We start from the raw sequence: 20,059 nt of genomic DNA, 5'->3' as shown, positions 1-20,059 counted from the left end.
CGCCCCCGCGCGTCGTCTCGCCCCCGAACCCTCAGGTCCGCTCGGCGATATAAGCCTTCACGACAGCCGCATCGGCAGGAACGATATCGAACCTTTGTGGCAGTTTTTCAAGTCCCACGAATGCAGCCGGCCGCTCGGGCTCGCGTTCGAGCGCCTCGCGGATGGTTTCGCCGAATTTGATCGGCTGCGCCGTCTCCAGCACGATCATCGGCACGCCGGGCTTGAGATTCTCGCGCGCGACCTTGACCCCGTCCGCGGTGTGCGTGTCGATCATCGTGTCGTAGCGTTCGAAGACGTCGCGGATGGTTTGCACGCGGTCGTCGTGGCCGCTCTTGCCCGACACGAAGCCGAACTGCTTCACGCGGGCAAAGTCGCCGCTCGCCGCGAGATCGAACCCGCCCTTCTCCTCGACATCGCGGAAAAGTTGCACGACGCGCGCCGGATCGCGGCCAAGCAGGTCGTACACGAAACGCTCGAAGTTCGACGCCTTCGAAATGTCCATGCTCGGCGATGTCGTGTGATACGTCTCCGCCGCGCCGCGCACGCGATACACGCCCGTCCTGAAGAACTCGTCGAGCACGTCGTTTTCGTTCGTGGCGACGACGAGCTGGTCGATCGGCAGGCCCATCATGCGCGCGATATGTCCCGCGCACACATTGCCGAAGTTGCCGGACGGCACGGTGAACGACACGCGCTCGTCGTTGCTCTTGGTCGCGGCGAAATAGCCCTTGAAGTAGTAGACGACCTGCGCCACGACGCGCGCCCAGTTGATCGAATTGACCGTGCCGATCTTGTGCTTGGCCTTGAACGCATGATCGTTCGACACGGCCTTCACGATGTCCTGGCAGTGGTCGAAGTTGCCTTCCACGGCCAGATTGAAGATGTTCGGGTCCTGCAGCGAAAACATCTGCGCGGTCTGGAACGCGCTCATCTTCCTGTGCGGCGACAGCATGAAGACGCGCACGCCGGTCTTGCCGCGCATCGCGTATTCGGCGGCGCTGCCGGTGTCGCCCGACGTCGCGCCGAGGATGTTCAGTTGCTCGCCGTGCTTGGCCAATGCGTACTCGAACAGATTGCCGAGCAGTTGCATGGCCATGTCCTTGAACGCGAGCGTCGGACCGTTCGAGAGTTCCAGCAGCGAAAGCGGCGCGCCGTTTTCCACGCCGAGCGTTTTGAGCGGCGTGATCTGCGAGGCGCTTTCTTCGTGGCGCACATTGCTGTAGACCTGCGCCGTGTACGTCTTGCGCGTGAGCGAGCGCAGATCGTCGGCGGGAATGTCGTCGCTGAATTTCGAGAGCACTTCGAATGCGAGATCCGCGTACGACAGCGTGCGCCAGCGCGCGAGTTCATCGGCCGATACGCGCGGATACTCCGCCGGCAAGTACAAGCCGCCGTCCTTCGCAAGACCGCCGAGCAGGATGTCGGAAAACGTGTGGCGCTCGCCGGTGCCGGCGCCGCGCGTCGAAATGTAGTTCATGTCGCTTTCCTGCGCTTAATTGAGGGCTGCGATGCGCAGCTTCGTCACCTTCGAGACCACCGTCGCGAGCGCCTCGATCTCGGCGATCGCCGCGTTCGCGTTCTTTTCCACGGTCTCGTGCGTGATGAGGATGATGTCCGTTTCGCCCTCGTGGGCGCCATCGACCTGTTGCGATTCCTTTTGCAAGAGCGCGTCGATGGAAATGCCCTTGTCCGCCAGAATGCGCGTGATGTCGGCGAGCACGCCCGTGACGTCCGCCACGCGCAACCGCAGGTAATAGCCGCTCGTGATCTCGTCGATCGGCAGGATCGGCGTGTTCGAAAGACTATCGGGCTGGAAAGCCAGATGCGGCACGCGATGCTCCGGATCGGCGGTATGCAGCCGCGTCACGTCCACGAGATCGGCGACCACGGCCGAAGCTGTCGGCTCCGCGCCCGCGCCCTTGCCGTAGTAGAGCGTCATGCCGACCGCGTCGCCATGCACGACGACCGCGTTCATCGCGCCTTCGACGTTCGCGAGCAGGCGCTTTTCCGGCACGAGCGTCGGATGCGTGCGCAGCTCGATGCCCTTCTCCGTGCGCCGCGCGATGCCGAGCAGCTTGATGCGATAGCCGAGATCCTCGGCGTAGCGCATGTCGATGGCCGCGAGCTTGCTGATGCCTTCCACGTACGCGCGGTCGAACTGCACCGGCACGCCGAACGCGATTGCGCTCATGATCGTGATCTTGTGCGCGGCGTCCACGCCTTCGATGTCGAAGGTCGGATCGGCTTCCGCGTAGCCCAGCTCCTGCGCGGCCGAAAGCGCCGTCGCGAAGTCGATGCCGCGGTCGCGCATCTCCGAAAGAATGTAGTTCGTCGTGCCGTTGATGATGCCCGCGATGGCCTCGATGCGGTTCGCGGTCAGCCCCTCGCGCAGCGCCTTGATGATCGGAATGCCGCCCGCCACCGCCGCCTCGAACGCGACCATCACGCCCTTCGCGCGCGCCGCTTCGAAAATCTCCGTGCCGTGGACCGCGAGCAGCGCCTTGTTCGCGGTCACGACGTGCTTGCCGTTGGCGATCGCGCGCAGCACCAGTTCGCGCGCGAAACCCGTTCCGCCGATCATTTCGCACACGATATCGATGGCAGGATCGTCGACGACCGCGTGGAAGTCGTCCGTGACCGCGACGCCCTCCGCCGCCTTGGCCTTGGCCGGCGTGCGCACCGCGATGCGCGCGATCTCGATGCCGCGGCCCGCGCGTCGTTTGATTTCTTCCTGATTGCGCCGCAGCACCGTGAAGGTGCCGCTGCCCACCGTGCCGAAGCCCAAGAGTCCTACTTTGATCGGTTCCATACTGCGCGAGTCTTATAAAGGGAGATTTAAGCGGAGTGCCGTTTGCGATAGCCGTCGAGGAAGCGCGCGATGCGGTTGATCGAATCGGCCAGATCGTCGATGTTCGGCAGGAAGACCACGCGGAAGTGATCCGGCGTCGGCCAGTTGAAGCCGGTGCCTTGCACGAGCAGAACGCGCTCTTCGAGCAGCAGGTCCGTGATGAACTGCTGGTCGTCGGCGATCGGGTACATCTTCGGATCGAGCTTCGGGAACATGTAGAGCGCGGCCTGCGGCTTCACGCAGCTCACGCCGGGAATGGCCGTGAGCATGTCGTAGGCGAGATCGCGCTGCTTGAAGAGCCGCCCGCCCGGCACGATCAGGTCGTTGATGCTCTGATAGCCGCCGAGCGCCGTCTGAATGGCGTACTGGCCGGGAACGTTCGGGCACAGGCGCATCGACGCGAGAATGCCGAGCCCTTCCAGATAGTCCTTCGCGCGGCGACGGTTCTCTTCGATCAGCCCCGAAATCGCCATCCAGCCCGCGCGGTAGCCGCACGAGCGGTAGCTCTTCGAGAGGCTATTGAACGTGACCGTGATGACGTCTTCGGACAGCGCGGCCATCGACGTATGCGTCTTGCCGTCGTAGACGATCTTGTCGTAGACCTCGTCCGCGAAAATGATGAGACCGTGTTCGCGCGCAATGCCGATCAGTTCCAGCAGCAGTTCGTCCGAATACAGCGCGCCCGTCGGGTTGTTCGGATTGATGACGACGAGCGCCTTCGTGTTCGGCGTGATCTTCGCGCGGATATCGTCGAGATCCGGCATCCAGCCGTTGCCTTCCTCGCACATGTAATGGCGCGGCGTGCCAGCCGAAAGGCTCACGGCCGCGGTCCACAGCGGATAGTCGGGCGCGGGCAGCAGCACTTCGTCGCCGTCGTTGAGAAGCGCCTGCATGGCCATCACGATCAGCTCGGACGCGCCATTGCCGATGAAAATGTCGTCCAGTTCGACGCCCGCCACGCCCTTTTGCTGCGTGTAGTGCATGATCGCCTTGCGCGCCGCGAACACGCCCTTGGAATCCGAATAGCCCGACGAGCCGGGAAGATTGCGGATCATGTCCTGAATGATCTCGTCCGGCGCCTCGAAGCCGAACGGCGCCAGATTCCCGATGTTCAGCTTGATGATGCGATGCCCTTCCTCTTCGAGGCGCTTCGCGTGCTCGAGCACGGGTCCGCGGATGTCGTAGCAGACGTTTTGCAGCTTGTTGGATTTAAGGATCGGTTTCACGGCTAGCGGCTCTTATGTTGAACGGGCTGTCGGGTTCGCTTGTTGTGCGGCTGCTGAAGCGGGCGATTTCGGCGGCCGCCGCGCCGTTCGGACGCGCGGCGCCGCTCGAAGTATCGCCGAAGTGTCGACGAGTATCGACGAAACAGCGCCGGACAGGCAAAGCGGGATGTTACGGAGTTGTGCGGCCGACCCAGCCGTTTGGCTTTGCGCAATGGCCGGCGCCGCGATTGACGCCGGGCCAGATAGGGCAAGGGCGCTGCCGGCCGGATTGCGTGTCGATGGCGGCTTGTGGCGGCACGCGAGCGCAACGGGCGCCGCAAGCGAACCCGGCGGCCGGAAAGTTATAATTTACTGATTATGGCTCAGTTCCGCAATGCACCATCGTGCGCCATCGGCGGGAGCGCTCCGCCCCGTTCAAGTGCCGCGCCGGATCGGTCGCGGCGCGTCAGCCGGAACCAGGCCCGCCCCCTCTTTCCTTGCCGGATCATCGTTTTGAAACTTCATCAGGAATCCAGCGGCGCGCTCAACACCATCACGAGCTACGGCGAAGGCTTCGTGGCCGTCAATCTCCAGCGCCACGAAGGCAGCGTCATCATCGTGCCGGACGCGCCCGTGCAGGACTGGCCCGTCACCGCGTTCGACGCCCTCACCCCCGCCGACTTCGATGCGCTCATCGAAGCCGCGCCCGAAGTGGTGATCTTCGGCAGCGGCGCGAAGCTGCGCTTTCCGCATCCGCGCCTCGTCGCGAATCTGGCGAAGCACCGCATCGGCGTCGAGACAATGGACTTCGGCGCGGCCTGCCGCACCTACAACATTCTGATGTCCGAGGGGCGGCGCGTCGCCGCGGCGCTTTTGATCGAAGGGTGATGTCGACCGGAGCTTCAATAAGCGTCCGATAAGCCGGGGTCAGGCACACTCACGGCTCCCACGGCCGCCGCGCGGGGTTTGCATGCGCCAGTAAGCGTGCGCCAAATTGACGAATCGCGGCCGTCCGTGCGATACACTCCCGCCCGGCGCGCGCACGCCGCCGCGTCCCGCATGCCCTGGCCGATGAACTTCGGCGGCTCATGCGTGCCTCAAGATGCGGCGCGCACCGGGAGCATGAAAGCGCCGGAAGCACGAAAGCGCGGGCATCGCGCCTCGCCAAGCCATTTCGAATCACTAGCGCCGCAATTGCGGCATCGGACAGGTCGACTTCATGAACGATACGCCTTCGCGGCTACCGCTCACACGTCTTTCGCTCATTCTTCTCGTACTCGCGCTCGCGATCGTCTGGTTCGCGCCGCTCGGCCTGCGTCATCTGGTGCCGAGCGACGAAGGCCGCTACGCGGAAATGGCGCGCGAGATGTTCGTGACCGGCGACTGGATCACGCCGCGCTACAACGGCTACAAGTATTTCGAGAAACCGCCGCTGCAAACCTGGGCGAACGCGCTGACGTTCGCGTGGTTCGGCATCGGCGAATGGCAGGCGCGGCTCTACACCGCGCTCACAGGCTTCGCGGGCGTGCTGCTCGTCGGCTACACCGGCGCGCGCGTGTTCAACGCGATGACCGGTTTCGCCGCCGCGGTGATCCTCGCGACGTGCCCGTACTGGAACCTGATGGGCCACTTCAACACGCTGGACATGGGCCTGTCGTTCTGGATGGAAGTGACGCTGTGCGCGTTGCTGCTCGCACAGCGCCCCGGTCTGCCGACGCGGCAGGTGCGCCTGTGGATGTGGCTCTGCTGGGCCGCGATGGCCGCCGCCGTGCTCTCTAAGGGCCTGGTCGGGCTGATTCTGCCGGGCGCGGTGCTCGTGCTCTATTCGCTGGTTTCGCGCGACTGGGCGCTGTGGAAGCGGCTTTATATCGGCAGCGGGCTGATCGTGTTTCTCGTCGTGGCCGCGCCGTGGTTCGTGCTCGTGCAGATGAAGAATCCCGAGTTCTTCGATTTCTTCTTCATCGTCCAGCAGTTCAAGCGCTATCTGACGCCCGAGCAGAACCGCCCCGGCGCGTTCTATTACTTCGTGCCGGTGCTGATCGTCGGCTTCCTGCCGTGGCTGTCCATCGCGTTCCAGAGCGTGCGACACGGCATCAAGACGCCGCGCCAGCCGAACGGCTTCGCGCCGGTGACGATGCTGCTCGTCTGGTCCGCGTTCATCTTCCTGTTCTTCAGCGCATCGCATTCGAAGCTGATTTCCTACGTGCTGCCCATTGCGCCGGCCATCGCGCTCGTGCTGGGGCTGTATCTGCCGTCGCTCACGCGCACGCACTACCGCAGGCATCTGATCGGCTATGCGGTGTTTCTGATCGCCGCGGCGTTCGGCGCGATTTTCATCGGCCGGGCCGGCAGCGCGAATACGCCGAATGCGCTGTATCGCGAGTTCCAGGTGTGGGTCTATGCGGGACTCGCGGTGGCGTTCGTCGTGACGATCGTCGCGCTGTGGCTGAACCGCCGCAGCGTGCTCGCGGGCGCGGCGGGACTCGGCGCGGCGTGGCTGCTGCTCGGGACCATCGCGGGCACCGGCCACGACGTCTTCGGCACCGACAGCTCGGGCGTGAAGCTCGTCCCCGCCGTGAAGGCCGCGATGGCGAAGCTGCCGCCCGACACGCCGTTCTATTCGGTGGCGAAGCTCGATCACACGATGCCCTTCTACCTCGGCCATACGATGATCATGGTGCAGGAAGCCGACGAGCTGAACTTCGGCGTGCATGCGGAGCCGCAGAAGTGGCTGCCGACGCTCGACGACTGGGTGAAACAATGGGACGCCGACCGCTACGCGCTTGCGCTGCTGCCGCCGTCGCGCTATGACGACATGCTCGCGCGCCATGTGCCGATGCAGGTCATCGCCCGGGACGCCCGCCGCGTGATTGTCGAAAAACCGCAGCCCTGATGGCGCGGCGCCGCCCCGCCAAAGTGCCGCCGGCGCACGAGCGTTCGGCATCCGGCGGCGAACCGAGTATCCTTATTCTTCATCGATGAACCCGATTTCCTTCACTTGCATCGTCATCGGCGTATTGTTGAATGCTTGCGCCCAGTTGCTGCTCAAGGCGGGCGTGAACGCCGTCGGCCATTTCGACATGACGCCGGCGAACATTCTGCCGGTCGGTTTCAAGATCGCGACGCAGTGGCCTATCATCGGCGGCCTCGCGTGCTACGTGGTGAGCGTGGTCGTGTGGATCGTCGGGCTGTCGCGCGTGGACGTTTCGGTCGCCTACCCGATGCTCTCGCTCGGCTACGTCGTCAACGCGTTCGCGGCATGGTATTTGTTCGGCGAAGTGCTGTCGGTGCAGCGGCTCGTCGGCATCGGCATCATTCTCGTCGGCGTGGCCGTGCTCGCGCGCGGCTGACCCCGGATTCTCTCCACTCTTTAAGCACACACTCCATGACTCAGACCTCGCGGCCGTTCCTGCCCTTCGTCAAGCCCGAGATCGACGAAGAGACCATTCAGGGCGTCGTCGACGTGCTGCGCTCCGGCTGGATCACCACCGGCCCGCAGAATCAGCAGTTCGAAGCGGAGCTGTCCGCGTACTTCGGCGGCCGTCCGGTGCGCGCGTTCAATTCCGGCACCTGCACGATGGAAATTGCGCTGCGGATCGCGGGCGTCGGCGCGGGCGACGAAGTCATCACCACGCCGATGACCTGGGTCTCAACCGCGAACGTCATTCTGGAAGTGGGCGCCACGCCGGTTTTCGTCGATATCGACCCGGTCACGCGCAACATGGACCTGAACTTGCTGGAACGCGCGATCACGCCGCGCACGAAAGCGCTGATGCCGGTGTATCTCGCGGGCCTGCCGGTGGACATGGACCGGCTCTACGAGATCGCGCGCGCCCACAAGCTGCGCGTGATCGAAGACGCCGCGCAGGCGGTCGGCGCCAGCTGGCGCGGCAAGCGCATCGGCTCGTTCGGCGATCTGGTGTCGATCAGCTTTCACGCGAACAAGAACGTGACGTCGATCGAAGGCGGCGCGCTCGTGATGAACAACGAAGACGAAGCGGAACTCGCGCGCAAGTACCGGCTGCAAGGCATCACGCGCACGGGCTTCGACGGCATGGACTGCGACGTGCTGGGCGGCAAATACAATCTCACGGATGTCGCCGCGCGCGTCGGTCTGGGCTCGCTGCGCCGGATCGAGTCGATCACGGAACGCCGCCGCGAACTGGCGCGTCTCTACTTCGACGCGTTCGAAGGCGGCGCGGCGGCGCGGCTCGGCGTCGGCCTGCCGGTGAAGAACTTCGCCGACAGCAACTGGCACATGTTTCAGATCGCGCTGCCGCTGGAAAACCTGCGCCTCACGCGAGCGGAGTTCATGTCGCAACTGAAGGAGCGCAATGTCGGCAGCGGCGTGCATTATCCGGCGCTGCATCTGTTCACGCTTTACCGCGAGCGCGGGTTCAAGGAAGGCATGTTCCCGCATGCGGAGCGCTTCGGCGCGAGCACCGTGACCTTGCCGCTCTTTCCGGGCATGAGCGCGGACGATGTCGCGCATGTCGTGAAGTCCGTCGACGAAATCTGCGAGCAGTATGGACACAATCGTTAAGGAAACGCACAGCCACATGAGTCATACCGATTTTCCGGCGAGTTCGCCCGAGGTCTCGGTCATCATTCCGGTGTACAACGAGGCGGACGGCCTCGCCGCCCTGTTCGATCGTCTGTATCCGGCACTGGATGCGCTCGGCGCGTCGTATGAAGTCATCTTCATCAACGACGGCAGCCGCGACAAATCCGCCGCGCTCCTCGCGCAGCAGTTTCACGCGCGCCCCGACACGACGCGCGTCATTCTGCTCAACGGCAACTACGGCCAGCACATGGCGATTCTCGCGGGCTTCGAGCAGTCGCGCGGCGAGATCGTCGTGACGCTCGACGCCGATCTGCAGAATCCGCCGGAAGAAATCGGCAAGCTCGTCGCGAAGATGCGCGAGGGCTACGACTACGTCGGCACCATCCGCCAGCAGCGGCAGGACAGCCTGTGGCGCAAGAAGGCGTCGCGCGCGATGAACCGCCTGCGCGAGCGCATCACGAAGATTCGCATGACCGACCAGGGCTGCATGCTGCGCGCGTACAGCCGGCACATCATCGACACGATCAACCGCTGCGGCGAGATCAACACGTTCATTCCGGCGCTCGCGTACACGTTCGCGCAGAATCCGATCGAAGTGGACGTCGCGCACGAGGAGCGCTTCGCGGGCGAATCGAAGTACTCGCTCTATAGCCTGATTCGCCTGAACTTCGACCTCGTCACCGGCTTTTCGGTGGTGCCGCTGCAATGGCTGTCGTTCATCGGCGTGATTCTGTCGGTCGGCTCCGCGGGCCTCTTCGTGCTGCTCTTGATTCGCCGCTTCATGTTCGGCGCGGAAGTTCAGGGTGTGTTCACGCTCTTCGCCATCACGTTCTTCATGCTCGGCGTCATCATCTTCGCGCTCGGGCTGCTCGGCGAATACATCGGCCGCATCTATCAGCAGGTACGCGCGCGCCCGCGTTATCTCGTGCAGACGATTCTTGAACAACGCGACGGGCTTTCCATCGCGAGCAAGCCGATGCAGGAACCCGTGCAGCCGGTCGCCGCCGCCGTGATCGGCCGCGAGGAACCGGGCCGATGAAGCCGCGCGCCGTCGTCTTCGCGTATCACAACGTCGGCGTGCGTTGTCTGCAAGTGCTGCTCGCGCGCGGCGTGGATGTCGCGCTCGTCGTCACGCACGAGGACAGCGCGAGCGAAAACATCTGGTTCGGCAGCGTCGCGCAGGTCGCGGCGGCACGCGGCATCGAAGTCATCACGCCGGCCGATCCCAAAGCGCCCGACGTGCACGAAGCCGTGGCGAAAGCCGCGCCCGATCTCATCTTCTCGTTCTATTACCGGCACATGCTGCCCGTCGCGCTGCTCGCGCTTGCAAAACGCGGCGCGTACAACATGCACGGCTCGCTCTTGCCGAAGTATCGCGGCCGCGTGCCGACGAACTGGGCGGTGCTCAACGGCGAGACCGAAACCGGCGCGACGCTGCACGAAATGGCCGAAAAGCCCGACGCCGGCGCGATCCTCGCCCAGACGCCCGTGCCGATCCTGCCGGACGACACCGCCGCGCAGGTCTTCGACAAGACCGTGGTCGCCGCCGAGCAGACGCTCTGGCGCGTGCTGCCCGCCCTGCTCGCCGGCGAAGCGCCGCATCTGCCGAACGATCTGGCGTCTGGCAGCTACTACGGCGGGCGCAAGCCGGAGGACGGCCGCATCGACTGGACGCAGCCGGGAGAGCGCGTCTACAACCTGATTCGCGCGGTTGCGCCGCCTTATCCTGGCGCCTTCACCGATATCGGCGAGCATCGCTTCATCGTCGCGCGCGCGCGGCTCGTGCCCCCGACCGGCGCGCCCGGCTTAGCGGCCGCGCGGCTCGCGGCAATGGCCAGTTTGCCGCCGGGCCTGACGGTGACGGATAATGCGCTGTTTGGCGTCTGCGGCGATGGCCGCGTGATCGCCGTGTACGAGCTGCGTCACCGGCTGCTCGACAGCGCGTCGCAACCTTTGGGCGAAGAACGCGCCGTCGATTCCGCCGAATTCGGCCGACTCATTCAATCCTCTCGTCATTCATGAAAAAAGTTCTCATCCTGGGCGTCAACGGCTTCATCGGCCATCACCTGTCCAAGCGCATCCTCGAAACCACCGACTGGGAAGTCTTCGGGATGGACATGCAAACCGATCGTCTGGGCGACCTCGCGAATCACGAGCGGATGCATTTCTTCGAAGGCGACATCACCATCAACAAGGAGTGGGTCGAGTATCACGTGAAGAAGTGCGACGTGATCCTGCCGCTGGTTGCCATCGCCACGCCCGCGACTTACGTGAAGCAGCCGCTGCGGGTGTTCGAACTGGACTTCGAGGCGAATCTGCCGATCGTGCGTTCGGCCGTGAAGTACGGCAAGCATCTCGTGTTTCCGTCGACGTCCGAGGTGTACGGCATGTGCACGGACGAGCAGTTCGACCCGGAAAATTCCGTGCTCTCGTACGGTCCCATCAACAAGCCGCGCTGGATCTACGCGTGCTCGAAGCAGCTGATGGACCGCGTGATCTGGGGCTACGGCATGGAAGGGCTCAACTTCACCCTCTTCCGCCCGTTCAACTGGATCGGCCCGGGCCTCGACTCCATCTACACGCCGAAGGAAGGTTCGTCGCGCGTGGTGACGCAGTTCCTCGGCCATATCGTGCGCGGCGAGAACATCAGCCTCGTGGATGGCGGCGCGCAGAAGCGCGCGTTCACGGATATCGACGACGGCATCGGCGCGCTGATGAAGATCATCGAGAACAAGGACGGCGTGGCAACGGGCAAGATCTATAACATCGGCAATCCGAAGAACAACTTCTCGGTGCGCGAACTGGCGAACAAGATGCTCGCGCTCGCGGGCGAGTTCGCCGAATACGCGGATACGGCCAAGCACGTGCAACTGGTCGAGACGTCGTCGGGCGCGTACTACGGCACCGGCTATCAGGACGTGCAGAACCGCGTGCCGAAGATCGACAACACGATGCAGGAGCTCGGCTGGGCGCCGCAAGCCACGATGGACGACGCGCTTCGCAAGATCTTCGAGGCGTATCGCGGACACGTGGGCGAAGCCCGCAAGCTCGTCGAACAGGCGTAAGACCGCAGCGTGGCCCGCATCGTCCTCAAAATCGACGTCGATACGCTGCGCGGCACGCGTGAAGGCGTGCCGAACCTCGGGCGCCTGCTCGACAAGTACAACGCCCGCGCGACGTTCCTTTTCAGCCTCGGCCCGGATCACACCGGCTGGGCGCTGCGCCGCGTGTTCCGGCCCGGCTTTCTGCAAAAGGTGTCGCGCACGTCGGTGGTCGAACACTACGGCATCAAAACGCTGATGTACGGCGTGCTGCTGCCGGGGCCGGATATCGGCCGGCGCGCGGTGTCGGAGATGCGCGCGATCCACGAAGCCGGCTTCGAATGCGGCATCCATACGTGGGATCACGTCTACTGGCAGGACAACGTGCGTTCGCGCGACCGCGCGTGGACCGTCGCGCAGATGCAGCAAAGTCACGCGCGCTTCGTCGAGATCTTCGGCGCGCCGCCCGTCACGCACGGCGCGGCGGGCTGGCAGATGAACGGCTATGCGTTCGAGCAGATCGACGCCTGGGGCATGCGCTATGCCTCCGACGGACGCGGACACACGCCGTACATTCCGGTGCTCGACGGCCGCACGCTCGCGCACATTCAGATGCCGACCACCCTGCCCACGCTCGACGAAGTGCTCGGCGTGAACGGCGTCGACGAGAGCAACGTCGCGGCGCACGTCTTGCGTCATACGGCGAATAACCCGCACGATCAGGTGTTCACGCTGCATGCCGAGCTCGAAGGCCAGAAGCTCGCGCCGGTATTCGAGCAGCTGCTCGCGGGCTGGCGCGCGCAGGGACACAGCTTCGCCACGATGGGCGACTATCATGCGACGCTCGACCGCGCGAGCTTGCCGTCTTATCCCGTGACGTGGGGCGAGATCCCGGGCCGCGCGGGCGAGCTGATCGTGCAGCCGGGCTGAGACGCCGTTTTGCATCGGCGATACACAGCGAACACAAGACAACAACAGGAGAAACCTTCGTGCCAGTCGCAGTCGACCAGCCCGTTCCCGACTTCACCGCGCCCGCCACGGGCGGCGAGTTCACGCTTTCCAGCCTGCGCGGCCAGAAAGTCGTGCTCTTCTTTTATCCGAAGGACAACACGCCGGGCTGCACCACGGAGAGTCTGCAATTTCGCGACCACTACGACCAGTTCAAGGCGGCGGGCGCGGAGATTGTCGGCATCTCGCGTGACAGCGTGAAGTCGCACGACAACTTCAAGGCCAAGCTGGAACTGCCCTACACGCTCGTCTCCGACGCCGATGAAGCCATTTGCTCGCTGTTCGACGTCATTAGGATGAAGAAGATGTACGGCAAGGAAGTGCGCGGCATCGAGCGTTCGACGTTTCTGCTCGACGCTGACGGCGTGCTGCGGCGCGAGTTTCGCGGCATCAAGGTGCCAGGGCACGTAGAGGCCATCGTCGAGGCTGTACAAGCCATTTGAGGCACGCTATATTGATTCGCAATGAGCGCCTGTCCACCCCATTCCTCAAGCCTTTGCGCGAGCCGCCGTATGCCGTCTGGCGCGGTCGGCATGGACCCGGGCTATGTGGAACGGGCACGGCGCAGGCGCTCTGAAAGAGAAGTCAGCCGCTGGTTCCGGTAGCCGGAACGGCGGCTTTTTTATTGGTGTCGCGCGCTTCCTCGCTTTTGTCGTGGGCGCGACGCAACCTCAAGGAGCAGATCGAAACCTAGGCGAACCGGCGTTTTCGACAACGAAGCGCGCCACCGGGCGCAAACTGCGGCACACGTAGCTTACGGGCGGACGAGCAGGATGCGACAGGCGGCGCACGATACACGACCCGATTCCTTTCGAGGGAACACCATGCCTTTGCCTACCGCCCCGGCCAAGCTCGGCCATCTCCTTCCGGCCGAAGAGTACAAGGCCAAAGCCCGGCCTTCGAAGCAGCCGAAAAAAGCGGCTGCGGCGAGCGACGACGACGCCATCGGCTCGGTCGAGACCGTTGCCGCCGAGCGTCCCGCCGCTGCGAATGCGGCCACCACGCTGCGCTCCATCGCCAGTGACGTGCTCGCGCAGGCGCCGCAAGACGCATCGACCGAGACACCCGCCGCTGCTGCGCCGGTTGCGCCCGTTGCGTCCGCCCCGCGCGGCCGTCGCACGAAGCAGACTGCCGCGCTGTTGCAACCCGTGCCCGCTGCGCGCCAGAAAGACGAAGAGACGAGCGAGGAAGCCCGTCCCGTCAAGCGCGAGGCGCGCGCGGACGCGCCCGCCGCGACGCCGGCTCCGAGCGCCGCGCCCGTCAAGGACGCGCGCACGCAGAACAAGCGCCGCCAGCGCGGCGCGGTCGAGGAGGAACTGCACAAGCTCTTCGTGCTCGACACCAACGTGCTGATGCACGACCCGAGTTCGCTTTTCCGCTTCGAGGAACACGACGTCTATCTGCCGATGATGACGTTGGAAGAGCTCGACAATCACAAGAAGGGCATGTCGGAAGTGGCGCGCAATGCGCGTCAGGTGAGCCGCACGCTCGACGCGCTCGTCGCGCACGCGGGCCAGATGTCGGAGGGCATTCCGCTGGCCGCGCAGGGCAACCGCGACGCGCTCGGCCGCCTCTACTTCCAGACGACGCTGACCGACATCGAGCCGGTCGAAGGCTTGCCCGTCGGCAAGGCGGACAACCAGATTCTCGGCGTCGTGCGCGCGCTGCAGAAGGAGCGGCCGGACCGGCAGGTCGTGCTGGTGTCGAAAGACATCAACATGCGCATCAAGGCGCATGCGCTCGGGCTGCCCGCCGAGGACTACTTCAACGATCAGGTGCTGGAAGACAAGGACCTGCTCTATTCCGGCGTGCGCGCGCTGCCTCAGGATTTCTGGACGAAGCACGCGAAGGGCATGGAAAGCTGGCAGGACACCAAGACCGGCACCACGTATTACCGCGTGACCGGGCCGCTCTGCCCGTCCATGCTCGTCAACGAGTTCGTCTATCTCGAGCCGCAGAACGGCGAGCCGTCGTTCCACGCGGTCGTGCGCGAACTGAACGGCAAGACGGCGCTCTTGCAGACGCTGCGCGACTACGGGCATCACAAGAACAATGTGTGGGGCATCACGGCGCGCAATCGCGAGCAGAACTTCGCGCTGAATCTATTGATGAATCCGGAAGTCGATTTCGTCACGCTGCTCGGTCAGGCGGGCACCGGCAAGACGCTGATGGCGCTCGCAGCCGGCCTCGCGCAAGTGCTCGACGACAAGCGCTACAACGAGATCATCGTGACGCGCGCGACGGTGCCGGTCGGCGAGGACATCGGCTTTCTGCCGGGTACCGAGGAAGAGAAGATGCAGCCGTGGATGGGCGCCTTCGACGACAACCTCGAAGTCCTCCAGAAAACCGACGACGCCGCCGGCGAATGGGGCCGCGCAGCCACGCAGGAATTGATCCGCTCGCGGCTGAAGGTGAAGAGCATGAACTTCATGCGCGGGCGGACGTTCGTCGATAAATACGTCATCATCGACGAAGCGCAGAACCTGACGCCCAAGCAGATGAAAACGCTCGTCACGCGCGCCGGTCCGGGTACGAAGATCGTGTGCCTCGGCAATATCGCGCAGATCGACACGCCGTATCTGACCGAGGGGAGTTCGGGGCTGACTTACGTCGTCGACCGCTTCAAGGGCTGGACGCACAGCGGCCATGTGACGCTGGCGCGCGGCGAGCGTTCGCGGCTCGCGGATTACGCTTCGGACATTCTGTAACGCCACGCGCGGTTCGATGAAACGGCCCGGTGGAGCGATCCGCCGGGCTTTTGTTTTGTTTACGCGTTCCGCTCTCGCAACACTTATCGCACAAAGTTAAAGTGGAACCTCACGATGTCTTGCCGCACGGCCGTGCGGCGGGCTAGTATCGGCGGACTGTCTTCTCTTCGGCGAGCGCGCTCGCTCGGCTTCAATGCGTCGAATCTGGCTACCGCTTTTCGTGTCCGTCCTGCTTGCTGCGTGCGGAAGCGCGCCGCAACAAGCGGCGCGTAAGCCTGCGGTCTCGGCCAGCACGACGCCGCGCGCGTATAAGCCGCCGTCGGGCTTCCCGAACTTCGTCGATCACAGCGTCGGGCGCGAGGAGATCTCCATTCAGGCGATGTCGCTCGTCGGCGTGCCCTATCGCTGGGGCGGCAATACGCCCGAGGCGGGTTTCGATTGCAGCGGGCTCGTGCGCTATGTGGTGGATCGCGCCGCATCCGTGAATCTGCCGCGCACGACCGCCGAAATGAGCGGGCGCGGAGAATCCATCGAGCCGGACGAAGTCGCGCCCGGCGATCTGATCTTCTTCAACACGACCGGGCGACCGCATTCGCACGTCGGCATTTATGTCGGCAAGCTGCGTTTCGTGAATGCGCCGTCGACGGGCGGCACGGTGCGGCTCGATTACCTGACGAATCCTTACTGGGCGAAGCGGTTCGACGGCATTCGCCGCGTCGCGCCGCCGAAGACGGCGCCGACGCCGTTCGATGCGCCGACGTATGTGGCGGGGCGTGGGGCGGGGTCCGAAGAGGCAACTGCCAGCGCGATTGCGGTCGAGCGACCGTCGACGTCAATCGGCGCAGCGACTTCGGCTTATGCGGGCCGCGCGCCTGTCTCAGCGACGACGGCCGGGGTTTCCGTCGCCTCCGTCTACGCCCGCCAAAAGCCGGCCGCCACCACCGGCGCGGACCCTTTCGAGCCGCCGCCAGCGTCGATGAACGCTGCGCAGAGGCAATCGTCTGCTGCGGCTTCGGCTTACGCGCGTCAAACGCCCACCGCAGCCGCCAGTGCTGACGCCTTCGAACCGCCGCCCGCTTCGTTGGGCGCGGCGCAGCGGCAATCGTCGGCTTCGGCTTATGCGCGCGGTACGTCTGGGGTACCCGTCAATGCTGATGCCTTCGAACCACCGCCCGCATCGTTGAACGCCGCGCAGCGGCAATCGTCTACTGCGGCTTCGGCTTACGCACGTCAAACGCCCACCGTAGCCGCCAGCGCGGACGCCTTCGAACCGCCGCCCGCTTCGTTGGGCGCGGCGCAGCGGCAATCGTCGGCTGCGGCTTCGGCTTATGCGCGTCAAACGCCCACCGCAGCCACCAGCGCGGACGCCTTCGAACCGCCGCCCGCTTCGTCGAGCGCCGCGCAGCGGCAATCGTCTGCTGCAGCTTCGGCCTACGCGCGTCAAACGCCTGCCGCAGCCGCCAGCGCGGACGCCTTCGAGCCGCCGCCCGCTTCGTCGAGCGCGGCGCAGCGGCAATCGTCAGCAGCGGCTTCGGCTTACGCGCGTAAAACGTCCACCGCAGCCGCCAGCGCGGACGCATATGAACCGCCGCCCGCATCTTTGACCGCCGCACAGCGTCAGTCGCAGACAGCCAGCAGAAGAACAACCGCGTCCGCGAGCCAGGCACCCGACCCGATTCAGGCCGCCGCCGATGCCTACGAGCCTCCGCCGCCACTCTCACGCGCCGCGCGGCAGCAAGCGCAAGCGGCCATGGCGTCGCAGGCCGCCGAACCGCCCGTGCGCGCGATGCGGGCGTCGACGGGCTCGCTTACTCCGCCGCGCGCCGCATCGAACGACGACCCCATCGCCCGGTTCGCAACAGGCGCCGACTGACGCGACGCAAGCCGCGCAATGCGACACCCCGCGCCCTGCTCTGCTATCGTGTCCGATACTTCCTCGACAGCGGCATCAAAGAACCGATAGGAGCGCAAGATCATGGATCTGGGACTGGCCGGCAAGGTCGTGTTGATCACGGGCGGCAGCAAGGGAATCGGCTTTGCGTGCGCGAAGGCGTTCGCGGGCGAAGGCGCGAAAGTCGCAATCGTCTCGCGCGATGCCGCGAATCTCGCCCGTGCGCGCGAACAACTCGCGGCCGACGGTCATCACGTCCACCTCGCGCGCGCCGATCTGCACGAGGCGCATAGCGCGGAAGACGTGGTCGAAGAAGCAAGCGCGGCGCTCGGTCCCATCGATATTCTCGTCAACAGCGCAGGCGCCGCCCGCCGCTACGACCCCGATACGCTCGACGCCGCCGCCTACAAGGCCGCGATGGACGCAAAGTACTTCTCGTACGTCTATCCGCAACAGGTCGTGCTCAAGCGCATGGCCGAACGCCTGCGCAACGACCCCGGCGCGGAGCCGGGCGCGATCGTCAATATCGTGGGCATGGGCGGCAAGATCGCGACGGACATTCATATCGCGGGCGGCGCGGCCAACGCGGCGCTCATGCTCAATACGGTCGGCCTCGCGCATCACTACGCGAAGCTCGGCATTCGCATCAACGCGATCAATCCGGGCGCGACGCTCACCGAGCGCGTCGAGGAAGCGCTGCAACTGGAAGCGCAACGACAAGGCGTCACCCGCGATCAGGTGCTCGCCGAAAGTCAGGCCAAGGTGCCGCTCGGGCGTTACGCAAAACCGGAGGAGATTGCCGACGTCGCCCTCTTTCTGGCGAGCCGCCGCGCGAGTTATGTGTCGGGCGCGATCATCCCGATGGACGGAGTGTCGTCGCCGATCATCTGATGCGCCGCGGCCCGCTTTCTCACGCGGGCCGCGGGCCAAGCTGACTGCTTACAGGAAGCGGTGTCCGATCCACCAGCCCGCCGCGGCGAGCGCTGACGAAGCCGGAATCGTCAGAATCCACGCCCACACGATGTTGCCAGCGACGCCCCAGCGCACCGCGCTGAACTTCTGCGTCGCGCCCACGCCGACGATCGCGCCGGTGATGGTGTGCGTCGTGGAAACGGGAATACCGAGGAACGATGCGACGAAAAGCGTGATCGCCCCGCCCGTCTCCGCGCAAAAGCCGCCGACGGGCTTGAGCTTCGTGATCTTCTGGCCCATCGTGCGCACGATGCGCCATCCACCGAACAGCGTGCCGAGCCCCATCGACAGATAGCAGAGCCCGATGACCCAGATCGGCGGCGCGTCCGAGCCCACGGAAGCGTAACCGGTCGCGATCAGCAGCATCCAGATGATGCCGATGGTCTTCTGCGCGTCGTTGCCGCCGTGCCCGAGCGAATACAGTCCAGCCGAGAGCAGTTGCAGGCGCCGGAAACGCCGGTCCACTTTCGACGGCGGCGTGCGGAAATACAGCCACGACACCAACAGCATGAAGAACGAGCCGAGCACGAAGCCGAGCAGCGGCGAGATGAAGATGAACGCCACCGTTTTCAGAAGCCCGTCCCAGTTGAGCGAACCCCAGCCCGACTTCGCGAGCGCCGCGCCGACGAGCCCGCCGATCAGCGCATGCGACGAGCTCGACGGAATGCCGTACACCCACGTGACGATGTTCCAGCCGATCGCCCCCACCAACGCGCCGAAGATGACGTAGTGATCGACGATGTCCGGGTCGATCGTTCCCCTGCCGACCGTCGCGGCAACTTTCAGGTGGAAGATGAAATACGCGATGACGTTGAACGCCGCCGCGAACGCGACGGCTTGCTGCGGCTTCAGCACGCCGGTCGAAACGACCGTCGCGATGGAGTTGGCGGCGTCGTGGAAGCCGTTCATGAAGTCGAACACGAGTGCGACCATGACGAGCGTAGCGACTGCCCAGATAGCGAGTTGAATCGAATGCATCAGTTGGTGTGGTATTGACCGGCGCTGTACTGACGGCCGGTCTGTGTCGTCATCGCCCGCCGCATCCAATCAGCCTGCGCGAACGGGCTTGGGCGGCATGATCAGGCGTTTTCCAGCACGATGCCTTCGATGATGTTCGCGACATCCTCGCACTTGTCGGTGATCGTCTCCAGAAGCTCGTAGATCGCCTTCAGCTTGATGAGCGTCTTCACGTCGTCTTCTTCGCGAAAGAGCTTCGACATGGCCGAGCGCAGCACGCGGTCCGCGTCCGACTCCAGGCGGTCGATTTCTTCGCAGATCTTGAGAATCTCGCTCGCGCGTTTCATGTCTTCCAGCAGACTCACGGCCTGCTGAACGCGCAGACACGTGGCCGTGCAGATATGCGCGAGCTGGCTCGCTTCCGATGTCACCGCGCGCACGTCGTACAGCGAGATGGCCGTGGCGACGTCCTCCATCAGGTCGAGGATGTCGTCCATCGTCGTGATGAGCTTGTGAATCTCGTCGCGGTCGAGCGGCGTGATGAACGTCTTGTGCAGCAAATCGATGGTTTCGTGCGTGAGCTTGTCGGCACGCTTTTCGTTGGTCTGGACGTTCTGCTTGTGGACCTCGGCTTCGTCGAGGTTGTCGATCAGCAGTTCGAGCTCGCGGCTTGCATCGACCATGCATTTCGCGTGCGCGTTAAAAATCTCGAAGAATTTGCCCTCGGTGGGCATGAAACGACCGAACATGAAAGTCCCGATAGATGGGTCAATGAGGCTGACATCAAACCGACATATTGTACCTGCGCGCAGCACCCCGCGCACCGCGCGCGGACGCCGCGTGCATGGGGCTTGATCGAAGGCTT

General features: G+C 64.6%; 16 protein-coding genes and 1 pseudogene. 12 read left to right on the top strand and 5 right to left on the bottom strand.

Features of this window, described 5'->3' with window-relative positions:
* Positions 1-31: 31 nt before the first annotated feature.
* Genes thrC through LDZ26_RS06025 form a run of 3 tightly spaced genes read right to left on the bottom strand, consistent with a single transcriptional unit; the run spans position 32 to position 4,074 of the window.
* Positions 32-1,477, bottom strand: a complete 1,446-nt coding sequence (gene thrC, locus LDZ26_RS06035; protein ID WP_244848598.1) for a threonine synthase — start codon at positions 1,475-1,477, stop codon at positions 32-34.
* A gap of 15 nt (positions 1,478-1,492) precedes the next feature.
* A complete protein-coding gene (locus LDZ26_RS06030) occupies positions 1,493-2,809 on the bottom strand; it encodes a homoserine dehydrogenase (RefSeq protein ID WP_244848597.1) in 1,317 nt (438 codons plus the stop codon).
* Positions 2,810-2,835: 26 nt separating this feature from the next.
* Positions 2,836-4,074 carry a pyridoxal phosphate-dependent aminotransferase gene (locus LDZ26_RS06025; RefSeq protein WP_206468098.1) on the bottom strand — a complete coding sequence of 413 codons (1,239 nt, stop codon included), beginning with the start codon at positions 4,072-4,074 and terminating at the stop codon, positions 2,836-2,838.
* 492 nt (positions 4,075-4,566) lie between these two features.
* Here LDZ26_RS06025 and LDZ26_RS06020 point away from each other — a divergent pair, with 492 nt between their 5' ends.
* The 12 genes and pseudogenes from LDZ26_RS06020 (at position 4,567) to LDZ26_RS05965 (ending at position 18,156) form a co-directional block, all read left to right on the top strand.
* Positions 4,567-4,941: an Mth938-like domain-containing protein gene (locus LDZ26_RS06020; RefSeq protein WP_244848596.1), complete on the top strand. Its 375-nt coding sequence runs from the start codon at positions 4,567-4,569 to the stop codon at positions 4,939-4,941.
* A gap of 331 nt (positions 4,942-5,272) precedes the next feature.
* On the top strand, positions 5,273-6,946 hold the full coding sequence (locus tag LDZ26_RS06015; RefSeq protein ID WP_244848595.1) for a glycosyltransferase family 39 protein: 1,674 nt from the start codon (positions 5,273-5,275) through the stop codon (positions 6,944-6,946).
* A gap of 85 nt (positions 6,947-7,031) precedes the next feature.
* A complete protein-coding gene (locus tag LDZ26_RS06010) occupies positions 7,032-7,403 on the top strand; it encodes an SMR family transporter (RefSeq protein ID WP_244848594.1) in 372 nt (123 codons plus the stop codon).
* Positions 7,404-7,438: 35 nt separating this feature from the next.
* Positions 7,439-8,596, top strand: a complete 1,158-nt coding sequence (locus tag LDZ26_RS06005) for a DegT/DnrJ/EryC1/StrS aminotransferase family protein (RefSeq protein ID WP_244848593.1) — start codon at positions 7,439-7,441, stop codon at positions 8,594-8,596.
* A gap of 16 nt (positions 8,597-8,612) precedes the next feature.
* Positions 8,613-9,656, top strand: coding sequence for a glycosyltransferase (locus LDZ26_RS06000; protein WP_244848592.1), 1,044 nt, complete (start codon positions 8,613-8,615; stop codon positions 9,654-9,656).
* Complete coding sequence (locus LDZ26_RS05995; protein ID WP_244848591.1) at positions 9,653-10,639, top strand: formyltransferase; 987 nt, start codon at positions 9,653-9,655, stop codon at positions 10,637-10,639. The genes LDZ26_RS06000 and LDZ26_RS05995 overlap by 4 nt, the downstream gene beginning before the upstream one ends.
* Positions 10,636-11,682, top strand: a complete 1,047-nt coding sequence (locus LDZ26_RS05990; protein ID WP_244848590.1) for a bifunctional UDP-4-keto-pentose/UDP-xylose synthase — start codon at positions 10,636-10,638, stop codon at positions 11,680-11,682. Before LDZ26_RS05995 ends, LDZ26_RS05990 begins: the two co-directional genes overlap by 4 nt.
* A 9-nt stretch (positions 11,683-11,691) precedes the next feature.
* Positions 11,692-12,588 carry a polysaccharide deacetylase family protein gene (locus LDZ26_RS05985; RefSeq protein WP_175940247.1) on the top strand — a complete coding sequence of 299 codons (897 nt, stop codon included), beginning with the start codon at positions 11,692-11,694 and terminating at the stop codon, positions 12,586-12,588.
* Between the two features lie 59 nt (positions 12,589-12,647).
* Positions 12,648-13,109 carry a peroxiredoxin gene (locus LDZ26_RS05980; protein WP_244848589.1) on the top strand — a complete coding sequence of 154 codons (462 nt, stop codon included), beginning with the start codon at positions 12,648-12,650 and terminating at the stop codon, positions 13,107-13,109.
* 381 nt (positions 13,110-13,490) lie between these two features.
* Positions 13,491-15,374, top strand: coding sequence for a PhoH family protein (locus LDZ26_RS05975; RefSeq protein WP_244848588.1), 1,884 nt, complete (start codon positions 13,491-13,493; stop codon positions 15,372-15,374).
* A 193-nt stretch (positions 15,375-15,567) separates the two neighbouring features.
* Positions 15,568-16,743: pseudogene (locus LDZ26_RS05970) on the top strand (NlpC/P60 family protein); the annotation flags it as partial.
* Positions 16,744-17,349: 606 nt separating this feature from the next.
* Complete coding sequence (locus LDZ26_RS05965) at positions 17,350-18,156, top strand: SDR family oxidoreductase (RefSeq protein ID WP_244848587.1); 807 nt, start codon at positions 17,350-17,352, stop codon at positions 18,154-18,156.
* Between the two features lie 48 nt (positions 18,157-18,204).
* On the opposite strand, the gene LDZ26_RS05960 is transcribed toward LDZ26_RS05965, so the two are convergent.
* Together LDZ26_RS05960 and LDZ26_RS05955 are read right to left on the bottom strand one after the other, a co-directional pair.
* Entirely contained in the window at positions 18,205-19,215 is a 1,011-nt protein-coding gene (locus LDZ26_RS05960; protein ID WP_244848586.1) for an inorganic phosphate transporter, read from the bottom strand.
* Positions 19,216-19,316: 101 nt separating this feature from the next.
* Positions 19,317-19,943, bottom strand: a complete 627-nt coding sequence (locus LDZ26_RS05955; protein WP_175940242.1) for a DUF47 domain-containing protein — start codon at positions 19,941-19,943, stop codon at positions 19,317-19,319.
* Positions 19,944-20,059: the final 116 nt, after the last annotated feature.

This window comes from Caballeronia sp. SL2Y3 (assembly GCF_022879575.1).
GTDB lineage: Bacteria > Pseudomonadota > Gammaproteobacteria > Burkholderiales > Burkholderiaceae > Caballeronia.
Note: the sequence above shows the minus strand (reverse complement) of the source record. Positions and strands in the feature narration are given on the sequence as shown.